19 protein-coding genes are annotated in these 20,765 nt (G+C 50.7%); 7 read left to right on the top strand and 12 right to left on the bottom strand.

Going from position 1 to position 20,765, the window contains the following annotated elements; all coding sequences use genetic code 11:
• Positions 1-19 precede the first annotated feature (19 nt).
• Entirely contained in the window at positions 20-208 is a 189-nt protein-coding gene (locus J1C60_RS05455; protein WP_128179196.1) for a YpfN family protein, read from the top strand.
• 157 nt (positions 209-365) lie between these two features.
• Here the strand turns inward: J1C60_RS05455 and J1C60_RS05450 are convergent, their stop codons facing one another.
• From J1C60_RS05450 to dapA, 7 genes are all read right to left on the bottom strand, one after another.
• Positions 366-2,366, bottom strand: a complete 2,001-nt coding sequence (locus tag J1C60_RS05450) for a tRNA(Met) cytidine acetyltransferase TmcA (RefSeq protein WP_128179195.1) — start codon at positions 2,364-2,366, stop codon at positions 366-368.
• A gap of 3 nt (positions 2,367-2,369) precedes the next feature.
• Entirely contained in the window at positions 2,370-3,227 is an 858-nt protein-coding gene (ypfJ, locus tag J1C60_RS05445; RefSeq protein ID WP_128179194.1) for a KPN_02809 family neutral zinc metallopeptidase, read from the bottom strand.
• A gap of 229 nt (positions 3,228-3,456) precedes the next feature.
• Entirely contained in the window at positions 3,457-5,559 is a 2,103-nt protein-coding gene (locus tag J1C60_RS05440; protein ID WP_220485714.1) for a peptidase domain-containing ABC transporter, read from the bottom strand.
• Positions 5,552-6,826, bottom strand: coding sequence for an HlyD family secretion protein (locus J1C60_RS05435; RefSeq protein ID WP_128179192.1), 1,275 nt, complete (start codon positions 6,824-6,826; stop codon positions 5,552-5,554). The genes J1C60_RS05440 and J1C60_RS05435 overlap by 8 nt, the downstream gene beginning before the upstream one ends.
• A 506-nt stretch (positions 6,827-7,332) precedes the next feature.
• Positions 7,333-8,046, bottom strand: a complete 714-nt coding sequence (gene purC / locus J1C60_RS05430) for a phosphoribosylaminoimidazolesuccinocarboxamide synthase (RefSeq protein ID WP_128179191.1) — start codon at positions 8,044-8,046, stop codon at positions 7,333-7,335.
• A 178-nt stretch (positions 8,047-8,224) separates the two neighbouring features.
• On the bottom strand, positions 8,225-9,259 hold the full coding sequence (gene bamC / locus J1C60_RS05425; RefSeq protein WP_128179190.1) for an outer membrane protein assembly factor BamC: 1,035 nt from the start codon (positions 9,257-9,259) through the stop codon (positions 8,225-8,227).
• Positions 9,260-9,273: 14 nt separating this feature from the next.
• Positions 9,274-10,152: a 4-hydroxy-tetrahydrodipicolinate synthase gene (gene dapA / locus J1C60_RS05420; protein WP_128179189.1), complete on the bottom strand. Its 879-nt coding sequence runs from the start codon at positions 10,150-10,152 to the stop codon at positions 9,274-9,276.
• A 158-nt stretch (positions 10,153-10,310) separates the two neighbouring features.
• On the opposite strand from dapA, the gene J1C60_RS05415 reads away from it, so the two are divergent.
• Both J1C60_RS05415 and bcp read left to right on the top strand, forming a co-directional pair.
• Positions 10,311-10,856, top strand: coding sequence for a glycine cleavage system transcriptional repressor (locus J1C60_RS05415; protein WP_128179188.1), 546 nt, complete (start codon positions 10,311-10,313; stop codon positions 10,854-10,856).
• Positions 10,857-10,874: 18 nt separating this feature from the next.
• Complete coding sequence (gene bcp, locus J1C60_RS05410; RefSeq protein ID WP_128179187.1) at positions 10,875-11,345, top strand: thioredoxin-dependent thiol peroxidase; 471 nt, start codon at positions 10,875-10,877, stop codon at positions 11,343-11,345.
• Positions 11,346-11,388: 43 nt separating this feature from the next.
• Here bcp and J1C60_RS05405 read toward each other — a convergent pair whose 3' ends face one another.
• Positions 11,389-12,462, bottom strand: coding sequence for an AI-2E family transporter (locus tag J1C60_RS05405; protein ID WP_128179186.1), 1,074 nt, complete (start codon positions 12,460-12,462; stop codon positions 11,389-11,391).
• A gap of 337 nt (positions 12,463-12,799) precedes the next feature.
• Between J1C60_RS05405 and bepA the strand changes: the two genes are divergently transcribed.
• Both bepA and arsC read left to right on the top strand, forming a co-directional pair.
• The gene (gene bepA, locus J1C60_RS05400) at positions 12,800-14,263 is read left to right on the top strand and encodes a beta-barrel assembly-enhancing protease (RefSeq protein ID WP_128179185.1); all 1,464 of its coding nucleotides are present in this window, start codon (positions 12,800-12,802) and stop codon (positions 14,261-14,263) included.
• A gap of 47 nt (positions 14,264-14,310) precedes the next feature.
• Positions 14,311-14,664 carry an arsenate reductase (glutaredoxin) gene (gene arsC, locus J1C60_RS05395; RefSeq protein WP_128179184.1) on the top strand — a complete coding sequence of 118 codons (354 nt, stop codon included), beginning with the start codon at positions 14,311-14,313 and terminating at the stop codon, positions 14,662-14,664.
• A 60-nt stretch (positions 14,665-14,724) separates the two neighbouring features.
• Here the strand turns inward: arsC and hda are convergent, their stop codons facing one another.
• The 3 genes from hda to upp all read right to left on the bottom strand — a co-directional run bounded on the left by hda (position 14,725) and on the right by upp (position 17,732).
• Entirely contained in the window at positions 14,725-15,426 is a 702-nt protein-coding gene (gene hda, locus J1C60_RS05390; RefSeq protein WP_128179183.1) for a DnaA inactivator Hda, read from the bottom strand.
• A gap of 94 nt (positions 15,427-15,520) precedes the next feature.
• A complete protein-coding gene (gene uraA, locus J1C60_RS05385) occupies positions 15,521-16,792 on the bottom strand; it encodes a uracil permease (RefSeq protein ID WP_128179182.1) in 1,272 nt (423 codons plus the stop codon).
• A gap of 313 nt (positions 16,793-17,105) precedes the next feature.
• A complete protein-coding gene (gene upp / locus J1C60_RS05380) occupies positions 17,106-17,732 on the bottom strand; it encodes a uracil phosphoribosyltransferase (protein WP_128179181.1) in 627 nt (208 codons plus the stop codon).
• Positions 17,733-18,196: 464 nt separating this feature from the next.
• On the opposite strand from upp, the gene purM reads away from it, so the two are divergent.
• Positions 18,197-19,237: a phosphoribosylformylglycinamidine cyclo-ligase gene (gene purM / locus J1C60_RS05375; protein WP_128179180.1), complete on the top strand. Its 1,041-nt coding sequence runs from the start codon at positions 18,197-18,199 to the stop codon at positions 19,235-19,237.
• On the top strand, positions 19,234-19,872 hold the full coding sequence (gene purN, locus J1C60_RS05370; RefSeq protein ID WP_128179179.1) for a phosphoribosylglycinamide formyltransferase: 639 nt from the start codon (positions 19,234-19,236) through the stop codon (positions 19,870-19,872). Before purM ends, purN begins: the two co-directional genes overlap by 4 nt.
• A 108-nt stretch (positions 19,873-19,980) precedes the next feature.
• Here purN and pstB read toward each other — a convergent pair whose 3' ends face one another.
• The gene (gene pstB, locus J1C60_RS05365; RefSeq protein WP_128179178.1) at positions 19,981-20,763 is read right to left on the bottom strand and encodes a phosphate ABC transporter ATP-binding protein PstB; all 783 of its coding nucleotides are present in this window, start codon (positions 20,761-20,763) and stop codon (positions 19,981-19,983) included.
• Positions 20,764-20,765: the final 2 nt, after the last annotated feature.

Below are 20,765 nucleotides of genomic sequence, written 5' to 3'. Positions count from 1 at the left end.
TGACTCGGGAGAACGTAGCATGGAATGGTTTAAAGAGTACTGGTGGATTTTAGTGATTGTATTGATGGTGGGTGTGTTGATGAATGTCTACAAAGATCTCAAACGCATCGATCATAAAAAATTCATGGCGAATAAACCCGATCTGCCGCCCCACCGTGATTTTAACGATAAGTGGGATGATGAGGACGACTGGCCTAAAAAGAAATAGCGATCCTTATCTGGCGTAATGGCCGGAAATTCATTTCCGACCATTACGTGTTTTAACCGTAATATTGTACCACTGAGAGCCTCACCTTGCCCGGCTTTATACCGCCATCCCCTTCGCCAGCACGGCTAAATCCGGGGGAGACGGCATTAATCCGGCGTTATAGCAACAGCGCGATGCGCTCCTGCCACGTTTTGGCCTGAGGTTCATCATACGCATACAGCGCCTGCCGCGCTTCCCGTCGCCAGCATGCCAGTAAAGCTTTACGTCCTGTAAGGTTAAGCTGATCGATTAACGTATCATCCCCTTTACTTCCGCCAACTGCACCACGCAATGCGGGCAGTGCCAGCTCGGTTACATTAAGCAGACGTGCAAGCGCAGGCAAACTAGCCTCAAAGGGACGCTGAGCAAAAGCAAAACCGGCCAGCGAGTGCCAGTCCTGTTGCCTGAAATCCTGTTTATCATCAATCGCTATCGGCAAAGGTTCATCAATATGATGACGCAGCCAGTAAAAATCACGGCTTAACTGCTGCGTGGCGCGCTGAACCAACTTATCTCCTGCCTGGCTTAGCGGCAATAGCGCCATTGCCGTATAACAGCCGCTGCTTGCCTCACGCTGGCTACCTATTCGCACCAGTTCAAAACCGCAACGCTGCCAAAAACGCCAAAGCGGTTCGGTATAGCCAAAACTCACGGAAAGGAAATCGAGATGGGACGTATTTTCCTGCGCTTGCTGTAGCAAATGCAGTCCAACTCCCTGACGTCGACGGTGAGGTGCGATGGCAATACGGCTAACGCGTCGGGAATGCATCTGCGCCGCTTCAGGAAAACCGGCGTGAGCCGCTAACGACTGAGCGACCAGATTCCCCCGTGGACGACGTAACCCCGCCCAAATAGCGTCGGAAAGATCGGCTGAAAGCCCGCCTTCATCGACCAGCCAAAGCGCAGCACACACCTGTTCACCCTCCTGACCAGCAATAAAATGCATGCCCTGAGCATCCATCATCCGGCGCAAATCGAGCGGTGACGTTCGGTAATGCGCGCTGGTAAGCAGTTGATAGAGTGCACTTAACGTCACCGAGTGATCCTTCCACTGCTGCTGCTCAAGACGCTGATAGCGCAATGCCCCTTGACGCGGCACAATCTCGGGTTCGGTCAACAGCAGGCTACGATTGATAAAAGCTTCAAGGGGATCGTCTGTCGCCCAACGCTGCGGTGCATCCAGCGTAAAAAAACGTGGTGCAGGCAGCGCAGCGCAGAACTTTAATAAAAATCCTCGCCCGGTCCCCTCGTAGCCCTGTACGGTCGTGGTTAAGAGTATACGCGGGAAGTAGCGCAACAATCGCTGCAGTATCGGAGTAGGGATTGCAGCAGCTTCGTCTATCAGCAGCCAATCAATCTCCGTGGGAGGATGCTTTTCACAGTGAGCCAGCAACGTATCCGGTGCAAAAAACGTAAAGGCCTCGCCGGCAAAATGGGCTAACACCTCGGTCGAAACCTTTGCTGGTGCCGTTACCCAACACGGGCCTGGCCAACGCTGTACAAGCATCCCGGCTAGCGCAGACTTCCCGCGCCCCCGGGGTGCCGTCAGCACCGATACCCCCACAGGCAAAGCGAGTAATGCCGCCAGCACACGCTGCTGCTGCTCTCCTGCATTGGGTTGCCAGTCAGGTAGCGCATTCAGTGTCGTCAGCGAAAAGGGAGCCGATTGCTGTAACACCAGCACCGCAGGATCGTCGGCAATGTGCTGTTGCAGATGACGGATAAAATTTGGCGAGGCGACAGGCCGGGAAAGACTATTCCAGCGCAAAGAATCACTATCAGGTTGCTCTGACCAGCGGTGCCATGCAGGAACCAGTAGCACCAGCCAGCTCCCCGCGACAAGGGTACCCGCCAGCACAGCAAAGGCTTCGGCGTGAAAACCATCGCGTGCATCGAATACTGCATGGCGGAACTCGCGGCCAAGTAGAGTGCGCACCGCCGATGGCTTACACTGAAGTGAACGTTGCGATGCCTCACCGACCCATAGCCAGTCACCGGCAAGTGGCGTTATCCAGCGCAGGGCCTGCTGCTGACACCAATCGCGTTCACCGCTGATGACCACCAACCGTCGCACGCCTTTTTGCTGCATCTCAGCGGTCAGTTGCTCCAGATCCATCATGCTTTAGCGACTGGCAAAGGTATTACACTGACCCGGATCGCCACCGTCAAAGCCGCGTTTAAACCAACTGTAACGCTGCTGTGAAGTACCATGAGTGAAACTATCCGGCACTACGCGCCCCTGGCTCTGCTGCTGTAAGCGATCGTCGCCGATGGCTTCAGCCGCATTCAACGCCTCTTGCAAATCCCCCGCTTCCAGCACCTGCTGCTGTTCCATATAGTGGCCCCACACGCCGGCAAAGCAATCGGCCTGCAATTCCATTTTCACCGATAGCTGATTCACCTGCGTCTGTGAAGCACCCTGCTGCATCTGACGGACTTTGGGCTCAATGCCTAACAGCTTTTGGACGTGGTGTCCCACTTCATGAGCGATAACATATCCCTGGGCGAAATCGCCCCCGGCACCAAGTTTATTTTTCATCTCATCGTAAAAGGAGAGATCGATATAAACAGTCTGGTCAGCAGGGCAATAAAATGGCCCCATCACTGACTGGCCCGTGCCGCAGCCGGTTAGGGTTGCACCGCGGTACATCACCAGCTTTGGCGCTTGCCAGGGCTTATTCATCTGTTTAAAAATTTTCTGCCAGGTATCCTCGGTTGTCGCCAGAATAACCGAGGTAAATTTTGCCGCTTCATCATCCTGAGGAGAGATGCGTTGCTGTGAGGTCTGCGGGGATCCGGGCTGTTCACCCGTCAGCAACGGCGTTAAATCGTAGCCGTAAAAACCCGCAACGGCGACAACAATTAATAAAACAATACCGCCTTTACCACGCGGAATACGTATACGGCCACCGCCCATTGATGGCGACTGATTACGACGATCCTCGACATTGTCACTTTCGCGACGCCCTTGCCAGCGCATAACTTGCTCCTGTCCCTATCATATTCATTTGATGGTGATGATTTTAGTCGGGCCGGAGATGAATAACCAGAAAAGGCGTGTGTGCCTTACATAACCAAGGCGGAGGTTTATTGCTGTATTGCAAACGTCATCCCGATATTCGTACTCAATGTCCATGCTTCCCTGCCCCGCGAAGTCCCGGTGGAGAATTTACACCGTATCTGCGTTACGCAGACCAGGAGACAACGTATCAGCCATTCAACACAATGACTCTGTCAGCAGAGGCAAGGGTCGATGCCCGGTGTGCAATAATTATTCGAGTAATATTCATCTGTTTGATTGCCTGATTCACAAATATTTCGCTGTCTTTATCCAGTGCGCTTGTTGCCTCATCCATAAACAGAATACCGGGCTTACGGTAGAGTGCCCGCGCAATAAAAACACGCTGTTTTTGTCCGCCTGAAAGCCCTTCGCCTAATTCACCGATCAAGGTATCGTAGCCCATCGGCATTGCGACAATCACATCATGTATATAGCTGGCCTGAGCACAGGCTATCATCCAGTTTTCGTCAACATCGTTGGAAAATCCGCAAATATTTTCGCGTACGGAACCGGAAAATAAGCGGTCATCCTGCATGACACAGCCCGTCATTCTGCGATAATTATTCATCCCCAACTGCTGTATATCTATTCCCTCTACGATGACCTGACCAGCGTCGGGTTCAAGTAAGCCGCAAAGTACTTTCATCAATGTTGTCTTACCCGCTCCCGACGGGCCGGTGATCGCAACACTCTCACCTGGTGAAATATGGATATTGAGAGGAGAGAATACCGGTGCGGATTGTTTGTCATAGCGGTAACTGAGATTTTTAATCTCCAGCGATACAGGCTTCACACCGCTTTCATAATAAATATCGGGTTTTCTGTTCTCCCGTCTATTTAATGCAATATCAGCTATACGTTCGTTATGCAGGCTCATCATGCGTAACTGCAACAGAAAGTTGACCAAAGAAGCCATCCGGTCAGAAAATTGCTCACGAAATGAGGAAAAGGCGATAAACATTCCGATGGTCATCAGATTATCCATCACCATGCTGGCTCCCAGCCACAGGATCAGCGTCTGTTCACAGGTTGCGATCAGGGTATTAAGTCCGCCAAACAGCAGATCCATTCTGGTCACTCGGATACCTGTGTTGATAGTTTCCGCTTCGAGATTGAGCCAGTGCTCGCTGCGCCGTTCACTGAGCCCCTGCATTTTTACCGTCGCAATGCCATACAGCGTCTCCATAAAATAGGAATGCGTGCGCGCGCTACGTACCAATGACTCCTCAGACATCTGGCGGTAATAGCCGTAGGTCAGCAACCGGATTGCAATATAGAGTGCAGTGAAACCAAGGACAATCCAGGTCAAATATCCGCCGTATAACACCATCATGACCAACACGCCGCTGACCATAATGATGTCCATCATGGAACCAATCAGGCTGGTGGTAAAAAGGCTTTGCAACAACTCAAGAGAGCCAAATCGGGACTGAATATCCCCCATTTTTCGTCTCTCAAACCAGTTTAGCGGCAGTTGAAGCAGATGCGACAGCAAGCCCGCCTGCCACTGAATGCTGATAAGCGTTTCCAGCACCAGTGAAGATAAAGCACGCACCATGCTGACAGCCGCACGCAGCAAGATAAAAAGTAGCAGTCCACAACACAGGAGGGTCAACAGTCCGCGATCGGTCGCTGGAATGGCATGGTCCATCACTAACTGCGTACCGACAGGCATCACCAGATTAATAGTTTCTATTACCAGTGAAAGGCAGAAAATCTTTATCAAAGCCCCTTTCAGCCCCTGTATACCGCGAACCAGCGTGACAAAACGGATGCGATTTTTCACCGTCTCCTGAGTAAACTCTGCATCGGGCCAAACTTCCATTGCGACGCCGGTAAAGTGCCGGGACATTTCCGCTAAACCAACCGTTCTTCGCCCGTGAGCCGGATCATGCAGAATAAAGCGGTTCCTCTTCACCCGCGTCAGCACCACAAAGTGGTTAAAACCCCAATGGAGTATGCAGGGAAGTCGGAGATCAACCAGTTGGTTAAGCTCAAGTGACAGCCCCCGAGTCATCATGCCAAGATCGGTGGCAATATTTTTCAGTCCACCCAGGGTGGCACCGCGCGCATTCAGATTAAAACGCTGACGCAGCGTAATAAGGTCAATATTTCTGCCATAGTGACTGCTGATCATTGCGAGGCAGGCAAGTCCACACTCTGAGGATTCAGTCTGGTGTACCATCGGCACCGTGCGGCGCATATTAAGCTCCAGTTTGCTCAATATTCTGATGAAATCTGACTTATTCATCGACTGGCCCCACCGCACTGTTTTTCATGTCATAAAAAGGCGAGAGCATCCACTGATAGACTCTCCGCTTTTCAAGAAACAGCGTACTCTGAGCCTTCATTCCATTTTCAAGGTTCATTATTTTGCCACTCCAGGCAATGTGCTGTTTTACCGGTTTCACGATCACTTTATACCAGGGGATCGCGGTCGCCAGGACAGGCTTAGGTGCCCCCTGATACATCGCCATTTCCTGCGGTGTGGCAGGCGATCGCGCAATCAGATGAATCGAACCGGTGAACTGTCCAAATTTTTCTGCGGGGAAAGCTTCATAACGAATATTGACGCGATCGCCAACGGAAAGATAAGGAATGGCATCATTGGGGACCCAGAGTACAAGATAATAAACCGCCTGCTTACCAGGCAGGATTTGTAGCAGACTGTCACCGGGAGCAACCATCTGCCCAATAGTGACACTAAGAGAATCGACTTTGCCTTCGGACTGAGCGCGCACCAGCATTTCCTGTTCAGCTTCATTGCTCACTAATTGCTTCTGTAACTCTTCCCGCTGGAGTTCCATCTGGTAAATCTGGTTATCAAAATCAGCGGCCTGGGTTTCAAGCTGACTCGTCAGTGCAATCACCTGCAGCGCATTCTGCTCATTTTGCCCACTCAAACTCAGCAAGTTACTCTGCTGCTGATAGTAGAGCGCCACCTGATTAGTTAATTGATCTTTATTAATCAGCCCTTTCGCTTGATAGCGGCTGTAGTTCTCCATATTTTTGCGCATGATTCTGATGCCCTCTTCCGCCTGGCTAATGATGGCATTACCTCGGGTAAGTGCACTGGTATATTGTTGTTTCTGTGCGGAAAGCGTTTGTAAGGTCGCGCGTTTATTGTCTTCAAGGCGGGAAATAATACTGGCTATCCGTTTAAGTTGATCTTCGGTGCGCTGACGCTGGTTATCGCTGACAATACCGCTACGCGTACTTTTGCTGGTATCAATTTGGTAAAGTGCGTCCCCTTTATGAATACTCTGCCCTTCTGTGACAAATCGGGAAACAATAAATCCCTGAACTTGGGAATAGACATTAACCGGGCGGGGCCAGGTAGTAATTTCCCCCGTAACGTTGACTCGTCGCGTGTAACTGCCGACGGTAATAAACAGCATAAACGCTATAATAAATACCAGGCTTAATGTCATAACCAGCCATGACGGAATACCACGTAACAACATCGCGCTACCACGCCATTTTAATTTCCGACTGTCCAGCGCTTCCCTTCTGTACATAGGTTTCCCGAAAGACCATCCTGGTCTGTATTGTTTGCCTTCATGCTATTCGTCATTTTTTGGCTGAATGTAGATTACATAAAATAAAAAATTCAGCACATTGAGATTTACACTAAAAATAGTTTTTCTCAAAGAGATATTTACCTCTGAAGAAAAATACGGCCAACTCACCTCAATAAATAAAAAACCATTAAATAAAACACGTTATTTAAAAGAGTTAATATAACAACCAATTAAATCACTCTTTCAAAGCTTGTTATTATCGCAGGAGTTTTTATCAGCGAGAAGAGAGCAGAGAAAACAATATATCCAACGTACATATGCTATCGAATACGACATTAAATATGTTTAACAGGAAGCTCTAAACAATATGCGTAATTCTGTATATAAAGATAAGACATTATGCTTATTCACTCTCAGCTGGCATTTTCCTTACTGGCGGCCCAAATAAATAAGGCCGCTAACGCGGCCTGCAACAGGTTCTGCAAAGGGAAACGATTGCGTGGTTAATCTAATTTTACGCCAAGACGGTTAGCAACTTCTTCATAGGCTTCAACCAGTCCACCAAGGCTTTGGCGAAAACGATCTTTATCCATTTTATCCATGGTTTGCTTATCCCACAGACGGGCACCATCCGGAGAGAACTCATCGCCCAACACCACTTCACCTTTGAACAGACCAAATTCCAGCTTGAAATCAACCAAAATCAATCCCGCATCAGAGAACAACGCGCTTAGCACCTCGTTCGCCTTGTAAGTCAGTTCCTGCATACGTGCCAGATTAGCTTTGCTGACCCAACCAAAAGTTTCACAATAAGACTCATTGACCATTGGATCGTGTTTAGCATCATCTTTCAGGAACAGGTCAAACAGCGGTGGGTTTAATTCAATCCCCTCTTCCACGCCCAGTCGCTTCACCAGCGAACCGGCAGCACGGTTACGGATCACGCATTCAACCGGCACCATTTCCAGCTTTTTCACCAGTGCTTCGTTATCGGAAAGCAGCGCTTCCATTTGAGTTGGAATGCCCGCTTCCTGCAGTTTAGTCATAATGAAATGGTTAAACTTATTATTCACCATCCCTTTACGATCGAATTGCTCAATACGCGCACCGTCACCTGCTGACGTATCGTTGCGGAATTCGAGTATCAGCAGATCCGGGTTTTCGGTGCTGTAAACGGTTTTCGCCTTACCGCGATACAACTCAGCTTGCTTTTGCATCTTAATTAACTCCAAACGTGATATACGACCGTGTGAGGTATAAAACCATTACTGTTGGTGGACCCGTGTTACGCGGTCCATCTTACATCGAACATTGCGGTGAGTGTAACAACCTCACTTTCCAGGTCTCTTTTCACTCACCGCATAAAAAAGGGCCGGAATTTACCGGCCCAGATTTTTATTTACTCAGTGCCGCCTGGAATACGGCGACTAACGCATCATTTTGCGACTGCGTTAACGGATGCCCTTTCGGATCGATAAACTGCAGACTGCTGCGGTTATCAAGATCACCGATCTGCAATTTGTAATCGCCATCAGGCAATTGCGGATCTTTCGCACCAATTTCATCCCAGCTGCTGCTGCCCGGAGCGCTGTATGTTACGGCCAGGCTCCCCTGCGAACGGTCACTGTCGGTCACTTTCATACCGATGCGTTTCAGCGCATCAGGTAAGCGCTGCCATACGGTGTTGAAAGGCGCACGCAGGATAAGGTTCGGTAAACCGGTATCATCCGCACCGCTTTGCACATCGATTTGCGCTGCGCTGCGGTTAGCCGCGCGCTCTTCCTGTGCCGTTTCGTTCTTATCTAAACCTGTACTGATATCATTTAGCATCTGCGCGGTGTAGCGCTGGATCTGCGCTGGCGCGGTAATATCCTGACCCTGTTGCTGCAGCTGCAACAACCGCACCGTCAAGGCTTGCTGATACCCCTGCTGCTGTACGCTTATCTGATAACGTCCACGATACTGGATATCTTCATCTGCGCGGTTCCACTGCACCCAGTCGGTGGTCAACTGCTGGTTCGCGTCCTGACGATCGGTGATGGGGTACTTATACGATTCAACGACGTTCACGACCTGCGGCCAGATTGAGCCATTACGACCGCTCTCCACCATCAGAATGCCGGTATTACCGGTAAACTGCGTGCGGGTACCGTTCATTAACGCCAGAGGCTGAGCAGGTGGACGGATATCGAGCTGTTTACCTGTCGCCCCCTGGCTGTTTACCACGGCAACATCGTAATCACCGTTTTGCAGCGGTAAAATCATCCCGGCAGGCGGGGTTAAATCTTTCAGTTCGGTCGCCTGCAAATAAGACTCGTCACCGCTGACCTGGCGCTTATAACGCTGGTCATTGGAACACGCTGCAAGCAGCATCACCGAGGACAGTCCAACAACGGTAACTAACGTGGACTTCTTTACTGAGTAAGCCATCAAATCTCCCTAATTTACAGCAGACCCGCATACTTGAGCGCCTGCTCCACAACCGGACGACCTGCGTCGGTTATTGGCGTCATTGGAAGACGCAGCGTATCGGTTGCTATTAATCCTAATTTCTTCGCGGCCCATTTAACCGGGATAGGATTGGGTTCAAAAAATAACTTCTGATGCAAATGCATCAGGCGCTGGTTAAGGCGGCGCGCTTCAGCAAAGTTACCCTGCTGAGCAAGCGCACAGAGTTCCGCCATTTCACGCGCAGCAACGTTTGCCGTCACGGAAATCACACCCCGGCCGCCCAGTTGCATGAAGTCGAGTGAAGAGGCGTCATCGCCGCTGACCAGAACAAAATCTTCATGAACCAGCTCTTGGATCTGGCTGACACGAGATAAGTTCCCGGTTGCTTCTTTAATACCAATAATATTTTGGATTTCAGACAGGCGACCAACGGTTTCTGGCAGCATGTCACAACCCGTGCGTGAAGGAACGTTATACAGCATTTGTGGCAAATCGGTACTTTCTGCGATCGCTTTAAAATGCTGAAACAGACCTTCCTGCGTCGGGCGGTTGTAGTAAGGGGTGACGGTCAGACAGCCAACGACGCCTGAATTATCAAAGCGTTTAGTCAGCGCAATGCCTTCCGATGTCGCGTTAGCGCCCGTGCCGGCGATAACCGGAATACGGCCATCTGCCAGTTCAAGCGTCTGTAATACCACATCAGCATGTTCATCCTGGCTTAGCGTCGCAGACTCACCGGTAGTTCCAACAGATACAATCGCCGCCGTGCCGCTCGCGACGTGATAATCAATCAATTTTTTCAGACTCGCACGACAGACACACCCTTTGTCATCCATCGGCGTAATGAGCGCAACAATACTTCCCGTGAACATTGATCATCCCCTCCACAAACAAGTCCTTCATGGTACGTTTGACGGGCATTGAAAAGCAAGCAGACAAGGGCCCACAGGCGCTTGGCAGAGGGTATTTTTTATGTTTACCTTAGGGTTATCACTATTGCTAATCATCATGACGGACAGGAAGCATCATTTTGCCACAGCAACATCATTTGGTTATCACCGCACTCGGCGTTGATCGCCCGGGAATCGTCAATGCAATTACGCGCCACGTCAGCAGTTGCGGTTGTAATATTGAAGATAGCCGTCTCGCCATGCTGGGCGATGAATTTACTTTTATTATGCTACTTTCCGGCAGCTGGAATGCGATTACGCTGATAGAATCAACCTTGCCGCTGAAAGGCGCAGAGCTGGAACTGCTGATCGTGATGAAGCGCACCAGCGCCAAAATACGTCCGCCCATGCCGGTTACCGTCTGGGCTCAGGTGGAGGTCACTGATTCGCCACATATTATTGAACGCTTTACCGATCTTTTTGACTCATACCAGATGAACATCGCGGAATTAATCTCCCGCACGCAACCTGCGGAAGAAAACCAGCCGACGTTGCTCTATATTCAAATAACCGCCCACAGCCCTGCCAGCCAGGACGCCTCATTTATTGAGCAGGCGTTTAACCAGCTATGTACAGAACTGCAGGCGCAAGGCACTATTAAGGCTGTATCTCATAATGCAGCATGAAAAAAATGGAGAGTTGTGATGAATCCACTGAAAGCCGGTGATACCGCACCGAAATTTAGCTTGCCCGATCAAGATGGCGAACAAGTAAATTTGGCCGACTTCCAGGGACAGCGCGTTTTGGTCTATTTCTACCCGAAAGCGATGACACCGGGCTGTACCGTTCAGGCTTGCGGACTGCGCGATAACATGGACAGGTTAAAAATGTCAGGCGTTGAAGTACTTGGCATCAGTACCGATAAGCCGGAAAAACTTTCACGCTTCGTTGAGAAAGAGATGCTGAACTTCACGCTGCTTTCTGATGAAGATCACCACGTTTGCGAGCAGTTTGGCATCTGGGGCGAGAAAACCTTCATGGGTAAAACCTACGATGGCATCCATCGTATCAGTTTCCTGGTTGGTAAAGACGGCAAGATTGAGAAAGTGTTTGATGATTTCAAAACCAGTAATCATCACGACATCGTTCTGGATTATATTACCTCTGCCGCCTGACTGTATTTTATGGCGAAGGAGGCGCTGAAGGCCTCCTTCGCACTTAGCGATCCGTGCTTTCCTCTATAGCCATCGTATCAGGCCATGCGTGCACCACGGACTTCACCAACGTTGCCAGCGGAATAGCAAAGAAAACACCCCAGAAGCCCCACAGACCGCCAAAAATCACCACGGAAAGAATAATCACCAGTGGATGCAGGTTTACCGCCTCAGAAAACAGTACCGGCACCAGTAAATTGCCATCCAGCGCCTGAATGACCAGATAAATGATAATCATGGTCCAAAAGTCGCTACCCAGCCCCCATTGGAACAAACCAACGCAGATCACCGGGATAGTGACTACCAGCGCGCCAACGTAGGGAATCATTACGGACAATCCCACTAACACCGCCAGCAACAGTGAGTAATTTAGATCAATAACCAGAAAACCGATCCAGGTCGCAATCGCCACCACAATCATCTCCAACACCTTGCCACGGATGTAGTTGGTGATCTGCTGATTCATTTCACTCCACACCTGACCAGCCAGTCCCCGGTTACGTGGCAATACGCGCCGCACTGCGTTAAGCATTTGCTCTTTATCTTTCAGCAGGAAGAACACCATCAAAGGCACCAGCACCAGATAAATTGCCAGCGTCATCAGACCAACCAGCGAAGCGAGCGAATACTTCACCAACGATTCACCAAACCCGGTGAGACGGCTCCGGATATTTTCAGCAATAACATCAATAATGCCGGCATCGACCAGCGCCGGGAAACGTTTTGGTAAAGCTGCTGCAAAATTATAAAGCTTATTCAACATATTAGGCATGTCACGTGTCAAATTCATGCCCTGCTGCCACGCGACGGGTGCCACGACCAGCACCATAACCAGCAGAATACCGGCAAAAATAAACAGCACAACGCTGGTTGCCCAGGTCCGTGAGCAGCCCAACCGCTCAAGACGAATGGTTGGCCACTCAAGCAGATAGGCCAGCACTAGCGCCACCAACAGAGGTGCCAGTAACCCATTGAAAAAAAATAAAATACAGAAAGCCGCAACCAAAATGATCAGTAACGCGATGGCTTCAGGATCGCTAAAACGACGGCGATACCACTGTATTAACAATGCCAGCATGACATTTCCTTTCTGGTTTCCATTTTGGAGAAGGCAAGATTGTACTTGAAAGGAAAGGAGATGATAGAAAAGAGTTAGGTGTTTGTTCGCGATAAGCGCTGTGCGTATCGCCGAAGATCATCCCGACAAAACCAAGCCTATGCACGAATCAGCCAGCAATAACGCACCTTCCAGCGAAGCACTAACTAGTATCGATTGAGTGAAGCAAGAATGATTTACGCACCACCGATAAACGGCACTTATTGCCCGTCAGGTTGTCAGAAGCTGAAGCGTATCATTCCTTTCTTAAACGGCTCTCGCTACTATGTTGCGGAGAATAACATTCCGGGATTGGTGTATGTTCAAGCGATTGAAAAAAAGTCTTATCACTTCGCTCATTGCGACATTGCTGGCAGGCGGTACATTGCCATCACGAGCCGATGTTGCAGATGCTTTACCCGATATTGGCACCACGGCGGGCGGTACGCTGTCGATTAATCAGGAGTTGCAGATGGGCGATTTTTACGTCCGCCAACTCCGAGCCAGTGCGCCACTGATCAACGATCCGTTGCTAAACGACTATATTAATCAGTTGGGCCAGCGCCTGGTATCGCATGCCAATTCGGTACGTACCCCTTTCCATTTCTATCTGATCCGCAATGACGAGATCAATGCCTTTGCCTTTTTCGGCGGTAACGTGGTGTTGCACTCTGCGCTATTTCGCAGTGCTGATAATGAAAGTCAGCTTGCTTCGGTTATGGCGCACGAAATCTCACACGTTACCCAGCGACATCTGGCGCGTGCAATGGAAGACCAGCAACGCAATGCGCCCCTCACCTGGGTAGGCGCACTGGGCTCTATTTTACTGGCGATGGCGAACCCGCAGGCGGGAATGGCCGCGCTGACCGGCACGCTGGCTGGAACACAGCAGGGAATAATTAGTTTTACCCAGGGTAATGAACAGGAAGCGGACCGCATTGGTATTCAGGTGCTACAGCGTTCAGGGTTCGATCCACAAGCGATGCCTAACTTTTTGCAAAAATTAGCCGACCAGTCCCGCTTCGCTTCCAAACCACCAGAAATTTTGCTGACGCACCCGCTGCCGGATAGTCGACTGGCCGATGCGCGCAATCGTGCTAACCAAATGCCGCCGATCGTCGTGCAGTCCTCTCAGGACTATTACATGGCGAAAGTACGCTCCCTCGGCATGTACTCCACCGGCAGAAATCAGCTAAGCGACGATTTACTTGATGTGTGGTCAAAAGGCAACCTGCGCGAACAGCAGGCTGCACAATATGGCAAAGCGATCCAGTTTCTTGAAGCGAAGAGTTTTGCCAACGCACGCAAAATAATCGAGCCGTTGCTGGCTAAACAGCCGGACAACGTCTGGTATCTGGATATCATGACCGATATTGATTTAGGCCTGAACCAATCACAACAAGCCATTAAGCGCTTAAGCGCGCTACGCGCTTCAACGACCAACCCGGTGCTGCAACTGAACCTTGCGAATGCGTATGTTGAAGGGAATCAGCCCGCGGCGGCCAGCCGTATTCTCAATCGTTACACCTGGGCACATCCTGACGATCCGAACGGCTGGGATTTGCTGGCGCAGGCCTCGGCGGCACAGGGGTTACGCGACGAAGAGCTTTCCGCGCGTGCGGAGAGTCTGGCGCTGAACGGGCAACTGGCGCAGGCTATCACGACTCTCAGCAGCGCCAGCTCATCGGTGGCGCTCGGCAGCCTGAAACAGGCGCGCTATGATGCCCGTATCGACCAACTGCGTCAGCTACAAATGCGTTTTCGCCAATATTCAAAATCGTAGCCACGCAGACTACCATCACGAACAAGGATGACTTTTACAGGATCATTATGGCTAACATCACGATTTATCATAATCCACGCTGCAGTAAAAGCCGTGAAACGCTGGCGCTGCTACAGGAAAAAAGTATTACACCGGACGTAGTACTCTATCTTGAAACGCCTCTCACAGTAACGCTGTTACAAAGGCTTCTGCAGCAGTTAGGCTTTCACAGCGCGCGTGAACTGATGCGCACAAAAGAAGATGCGTATCGTACATTGAATTTGGCCGATGCCTCACTCAGTGAGGCACAGCTATTACAGGCGATGGTGCAATATCCAAAATTGATTGAACGCCCTATCGTCGTGGCCCACGGCAAAGCTCGCATCGGACGCCCGCCGGAAAACGTACTGGACATTCTTTAAGTGATGAGAGATGGCAAAGCTTGAGCGGGAAACGCCCTCGCAGATTGAAAGATTGTATAACTACAGGCCCAGGGCTTCTTTGACAAAAGGAATCGTCAGCTTGCGCTGCGCACTAATCGAAGCGCGGTCCAGCTTGTCCAACGTGACAAATAAGGTCCGCATTTCGCGATCCAGCCGCTTCAGCAAAAAGCGGCCGACATCTTCCGGAAGTTCGAAGCCACGCAGATCGGCGCGCAGCTGCAGTGCCTGTAGCTTATCTTCATCTGACAAAGGCTGTAATTTATAGATCTGTCCCCAGTCCAGACGCGAAGCCAGATCGGCCAGCTTCAGATTGAGTTGACGCGGTGGACGATCGCCGGTAATTAACAGGCGCGTTTTACCGGTTTCGAGAATACGATTGTAAAGATCGAAGATCGCCATTTCCCAGGGGTCATCCCCCGCGATACATTCGATGTTATCAATACAAATCAGCGCAAGGTGCTCCATACCATCGAGCACCTCCGGCACAAACCAGGTACGTTTATCCAGCGGTACATAACCTACGGCTTCACCACAAGCGGAAAGTTCTGCGCAGGCAGCATGCAGTAAATGGCTGCGACCGCCCCCCTCACGAGACCAAAAGTAGAGATAGCTCCCGTGTTCCTGATGTAATGCCCCTTGCAGCGCAGCAAGCAGCGACGGATTCTCCCCCGGCCAAAAGCTGGCGAAGGTTTCGTCATCGGGCAAATAGAGTGGCAATGAAAGCTGTGCCGGCGTGTTCAGAAGTACCTCAAATGTGAGCGGGCAGAAAACCGCGAAAGTTTATCACAACTTTTAGTATTAGATGAAACGGGCAGCCACTGCCGCCCATTCCCGGTTACTCATCCGCGTCCAACACCACTTCTTCAGGGCGTAACAGACTGATGGCTTTAAAGATTAAACTCAGCCCTACCCCAACAATAGTCGCCAACGCCATGCCCTTAAGTTCGGCAGCACCAATATGCACTTTAGCGCCGCTCACACCGATGATCAGAATCACCGAAGTCAGGATCAGATTCTGCGCTTTGTTGTAATCCACTTTAGATTCAATCAACACGCGGATACCGGATGCGCCGATCACCCCGTACAGCAGCAGAGAAACACCGCCCATTACCGGCACCGGAACGGCCTGAATCGCGGCAGCCAATTTACCGATACACGAGAGCAGAATCGCCAGAATCGCCGCGCCACCAATAACCCAAGTACTGTAGACGCGGGTAATGGCCATTACACCGATATTTTCGCCGTAGGTAGTATTAGGCGTTGATCCAAAGAAACCCGAGAAAATGGTCGAGATGCCGTTGGCAAACATGGAACGATGCAAACCGGGATCTTTCAGCAAGTCTTTCTTAACAATATTTGCCGTGACCACCAGGTGGCCCACGTGCTCAGCAATCACCACGAGTGCGGCAGGCAAAATCGTGAAGATGGCATACCACTCAAAGCGCGGCGTATAAAAGGTTGGCAACGCAAACCAGGGCGCATCACGGACCGGAGTCCAGTCAACAATACCCATTCCCCAGGAGAGCGCGTAACCGACTAATACGCCGATAAGAATCGGAATAATCGCCAGGAATCCACGAAACAGTACTGAACCAAACACCGTAACCGCCAGCGTCACCAGCGAAATGATGATGGTTTTACTGTCCACCGCCGCGCCATCCGCCGGTAATAACCCTGCCATATTGGCGGCAACGCCCGCCAGCTCCAGACCAATGACCGCAACGATCGCCCCCATTGCAGCAGGCGGAAACATCACATCCAGCCAGCCGGTGCCGGCTTTTTTAACGATCAACGCCACCAGACAAAACAGTACGCCACATATAATGAAACCACCCAGCGCGACCTCATAGCCCAGCGGCAACAGCAACAGTACCGGAGAAATAAAGGCAAAGCTGGAACCTAAGTAAGCCGGGATTTTCCCTTTACAGATAAACAGATAAAGCAACGTACCGATCCCGTTAAATAGCAGAACCGTCGCCGGATTGATATGAAACAGAATGGGCACCAGCACCGTCGCGCCGAACATCGCAAAAAGATGCTGGAAGCTAAGCGGTATGGTTTGCAGCAGCGGTGGTCTTTCACTCACACCGATAGCGCGACGAGTCATTATAATCCCCTTGAAATGTTTGCCTACCCGCCATAGCTGAAGCAGCAATCTTCGAATTGCAGGCGTTTACCTTCGTCAGGCGATAAAGGTCTACACCTGGCCGATGCAATACTGCTTCACTTATTTAGGGTCTGTGTGCCATAAAAAAGCCGACTATCAAGTCGGCTTAGAAAAATAAACGTCGGCGAGGAGCGCCGATATACAGAGTCAGGCCACAGCCGGAAGACGTTAACCACGACATCTCTGCCGTGGAAAGTAACAGTCCCTTGTGGCTGGTTTCCGGGTAACACCCGTAATCGCCTGACGCGTACATTTACTTGGTACCAAAAATTTTATCGCCCGCGTCACCCAGACCCGGAATGATGTAGCCCTTTTCGTTCAATCCCTGATCGACAGAGGCAGTGTACACCTCCACATCCGGGTGGGCTTTTTCCAGCGCCGCAAGACCTTCGGGTGCGGCCACAAGTACCAGTACTTTAATGCTGCTGCAACCGGCTTTTTTCAGCAGATCGATGGTAGCAATCATTGAACCGCCCGTCGCCAGCATTGGATCAACCACCAACGCCATACGCTCTTCAATGTTTGATACCAGCTTCTGGAAATAGGGAACGGGCTCCAGCGTCTCTTCATCACGGTAAACGCCCACGACGCTAATACGTGCACTGGGAACGTGTTCCAGAACACCGTCCATCATTCCCAGTCCGGCACGCAGAATAGGAACCACGGTAATTTTCTTGCCTTTAATTTGCTCAATAGCCACCGGGCCATTCCAACCTTCAATGGTCACGGTCTCGGTTTCGAGATCGGAAGTGGCTTCATAAGTCAGTAAACTTCCCACTTCTGAAGCAAGTTCACGAAAACGCTTCGTACTTACATCATGCTCACGCATCAGACCCAGTTTATGTTTGACGAGCGGATGTTTAACTTCCACGATCTTCATTATTGTTCTCCCGAAGTATGTTGAGCTGCAAAAAAATCGCGGGATTATACCGCCTTTTATTCAGCATGCCATATGACTTAGGCCAATTATTTAAGCCGAATATTCGGTTATTTGCCCAATCAGAGAGGCTTGCTTCACGGTGTGTCGCAACTAAAAGCCAATCGAATGACTCCGCTCAAGGGACCGATTAACCCTCTGCGTAGAAATACGTACCGCGCCCTCAACGTGACGCGTGTAGTCTGATGGATATACGTGATGCTGATAATGATTGGCTAAAATATTGCTATGTGCAATGTCAGGCTAAGATGACACTCGCAAACGTTTGCCTGCACTGATAGAATTGCCGCGCTATAGGTCGTGTCCCTGCTGAAGGGGTCGTGGTGGTGCCGTCACAGCGCCCTTTTTTACTCGCGGGACACAGCCTAATTTCAAACCACCAACCGCAATCGCGTGGGGATTTCGCAGTGACCGATAAGACCTCTCTCAGCTATAAAGACGCCGGTGTTGATATTGATGCTGGTAATGCTTTAGTCGATCGTATTAAAGGCGTAGTGAAAAAGACTCGTCGTCCCGAAGTCATGGGTGGACTTGGCGGTTTCGGTGCCCTTTGTGCGCTGCCGCAAAAATACCGCGAACCGATTTTGGTCTCCGGCACTGACGGCGTCGGCACCAAGCTGCGTCTGGCAATGGATCTGAAACGCCATGAAAGCATCGGTATTGATTTGGTCGCAATGTGCGTCAATGACCTGGTTGTCCAGGGGGCTGAACCGCTGTTCTTTCTCGATTACTACGCTACCGGCAAACTGGATGTGGATACCGCGGCCAGCGTAATTACCGGTATTGCCGAAGGTTGCCAACAATCCGGCTGCGCCCTGGTTGGCGGCGAAACGGCTGAAATGCCGGGCATGTACCACGGTGAAGATTACGATGTGGCTGGTTTCTGCGTCGGCGTGGTGGAAAAATCAGAAATCATTGATGGCTCCAAAGTACAGGACGGCGATGTCCTGATTGCTCTGGGTTCAAGTGGCCCGCACTCCAACGGTTATTCGCTGGTACGTAAAATCCTTGAAGTAAGCCAGACCAATGCGGAAACCAAACAGCTTGAGGGCAAATCGATTGCCGATCATCTGCTGGAGCCTACCCGTATCTACGTGAAAAACATTCTAAGCCTGATTGAGCAGGTTGACGTACATGCGATCGCACATCTTACCGGCGGCGGTTTTTGGGAGAATATTCCACGCGTGTTGCCAGAAAACACCCAGGCCATTATTGACGAGTCAAGCTGGCAGTGGCCGGCCATTTTCAGTTGGATGCAGCAGGCCGGTAACGTCAGCCGTTTTGAAATGTACCGCACCTTTAACTGCGGCGTGGGCATGGTGATCGCGCTGAGTGCAGCAGATGCGGATAAAGCGGTACAGTTGATGACAGATGCGGGTGAAAAAGCCTGGAAAATCGGAGTGATTAACGCATCCGACTCGGAAGAACGAGTGGTTATTAACGCATGAAAAAAATAGTCGTGCTGGTTTCCGGTAACGGTAGCAATCTTCAGGCGATTATCGATGCCTGCCAGCAGGGACGAATCAACGGCAGCCTTGCTGCCGTGTTTAGCAACAAGGCGGGGGTCTTCGGACTGCAACGCGCCAGCCAGGCGGGTATCCCCGCCCACGCGCTCTCTCCCTCTCAGTTCTCAGACCGCATCGCTTTTGATCGTCAACTGATGCGGGAAATCGATGCTTACGCGCCTGACCTGATCGTGCTGGCGGGCTATATGCGCATCCTTAGTCCGGACTTTGTCGCCCATTACCAGGGACGGATGCTCAATATTCATCCCTCGCTATTACCTAAATATCCCGGGTTGCATACCCATCGTCAGGCAATAGAAAACGGCGATGAAGAACATGGTACATCGGTGCATTTTGTCACTGACGAGCTGGATGGGGGACCGGTTATCCTGCAGGCTCGAGTACCGATCTTCGCCGATGATAGTGAAGCTGAAGTCATCGCACGCGTCCAGCATCAGGAACATGCGATCTATCCACTGGTAATCGACTGGTTTATGACTGGCCGCTTAGCGATGCGCGATCGGGCCGCCTGGCTTGATGACAAAAAACTACCGCCGCAAGGCCACGCTTTCGAATAGCCCGCGTCTCCAGCCCAGATTTTCGCATAGGTCCCAAAGGACTGTCATTTAAATGGCGTATCTGCCCGTCTCGACTCTCATCTACGCCGTTAGTCGAGACAGGCAGTGTTAGCCATAGCGTCCGGTAATATAATCTTCAGTGCGTCGCTGCTGCGGCGCGGTGAAAAGCGTATCCGTCTCAGCAAACTCCACCAGACTGCCATTATGCACAAATGCCGCGTAATCAGAGACGCGCGCAGCCTGCTGCATATTATGTGTGACCAGTAGCAGGGAAAAATGCTGCTTTAACGTTGTCATTAGCTCTTCAATAACTAACGTAGAGATGGGGTCCAGTGCTGATGTTGGCTCATCCAGTAAGAGTACTTCGGGTTCGATAGCGATTGCCCGGGCAATGACTAACCGCTGCTGCTGCCCGGTTGAGAGGGTTAAAGCATTTTTCCGCAGGCTATCTTTCACTTCGCCCCACAACGCCGCCGCACGCAGTGCCCGTTCCACCGCCTCATCCAGCACACGCTTATCACGTACCCCTTGCAAACGCAGACCATACACCACGTTTTCATAAATGGATTTAGGAAAGGGATTAGGGCGCTGAAACACCATCCCAACCCGCCGCCGCAATGCAGAAAGATCGTTTTTTTCCTGATAAATGGAGCGATTACCTAACAGAATATCGCCTTCAATACGGCATCCGGCAATCAAATCATTCATTCGGTTAAAGCATCGTAATAGCGTCGATTTACCGCAGCCAGAAGGGCCAATAAGGGCGGTAATACAGTTCTTAGGTACCTTCAGTGAAATATCTTTCAGTGCCTGCTTGTCGTCATACCACAGCGAAAGCTTCTTTAATTCCAGCGCCGTTTCCGTATCGTTAAAGGTGACGGTTGAATGCATCT

This window comes from [Pantoea] beijingensis, from assembly GCF_022647505.1.
Taxonomy (GTDB): Bacteria; Pseudomonadota; Gammaproteobacteria; order Enterobacterales; family Enterobacteriaceae; genus Erwinia; species Erwinia beijingensis.
This window is presented reverse-complemented; position numbering and strand designations above follow the sequence as displayed.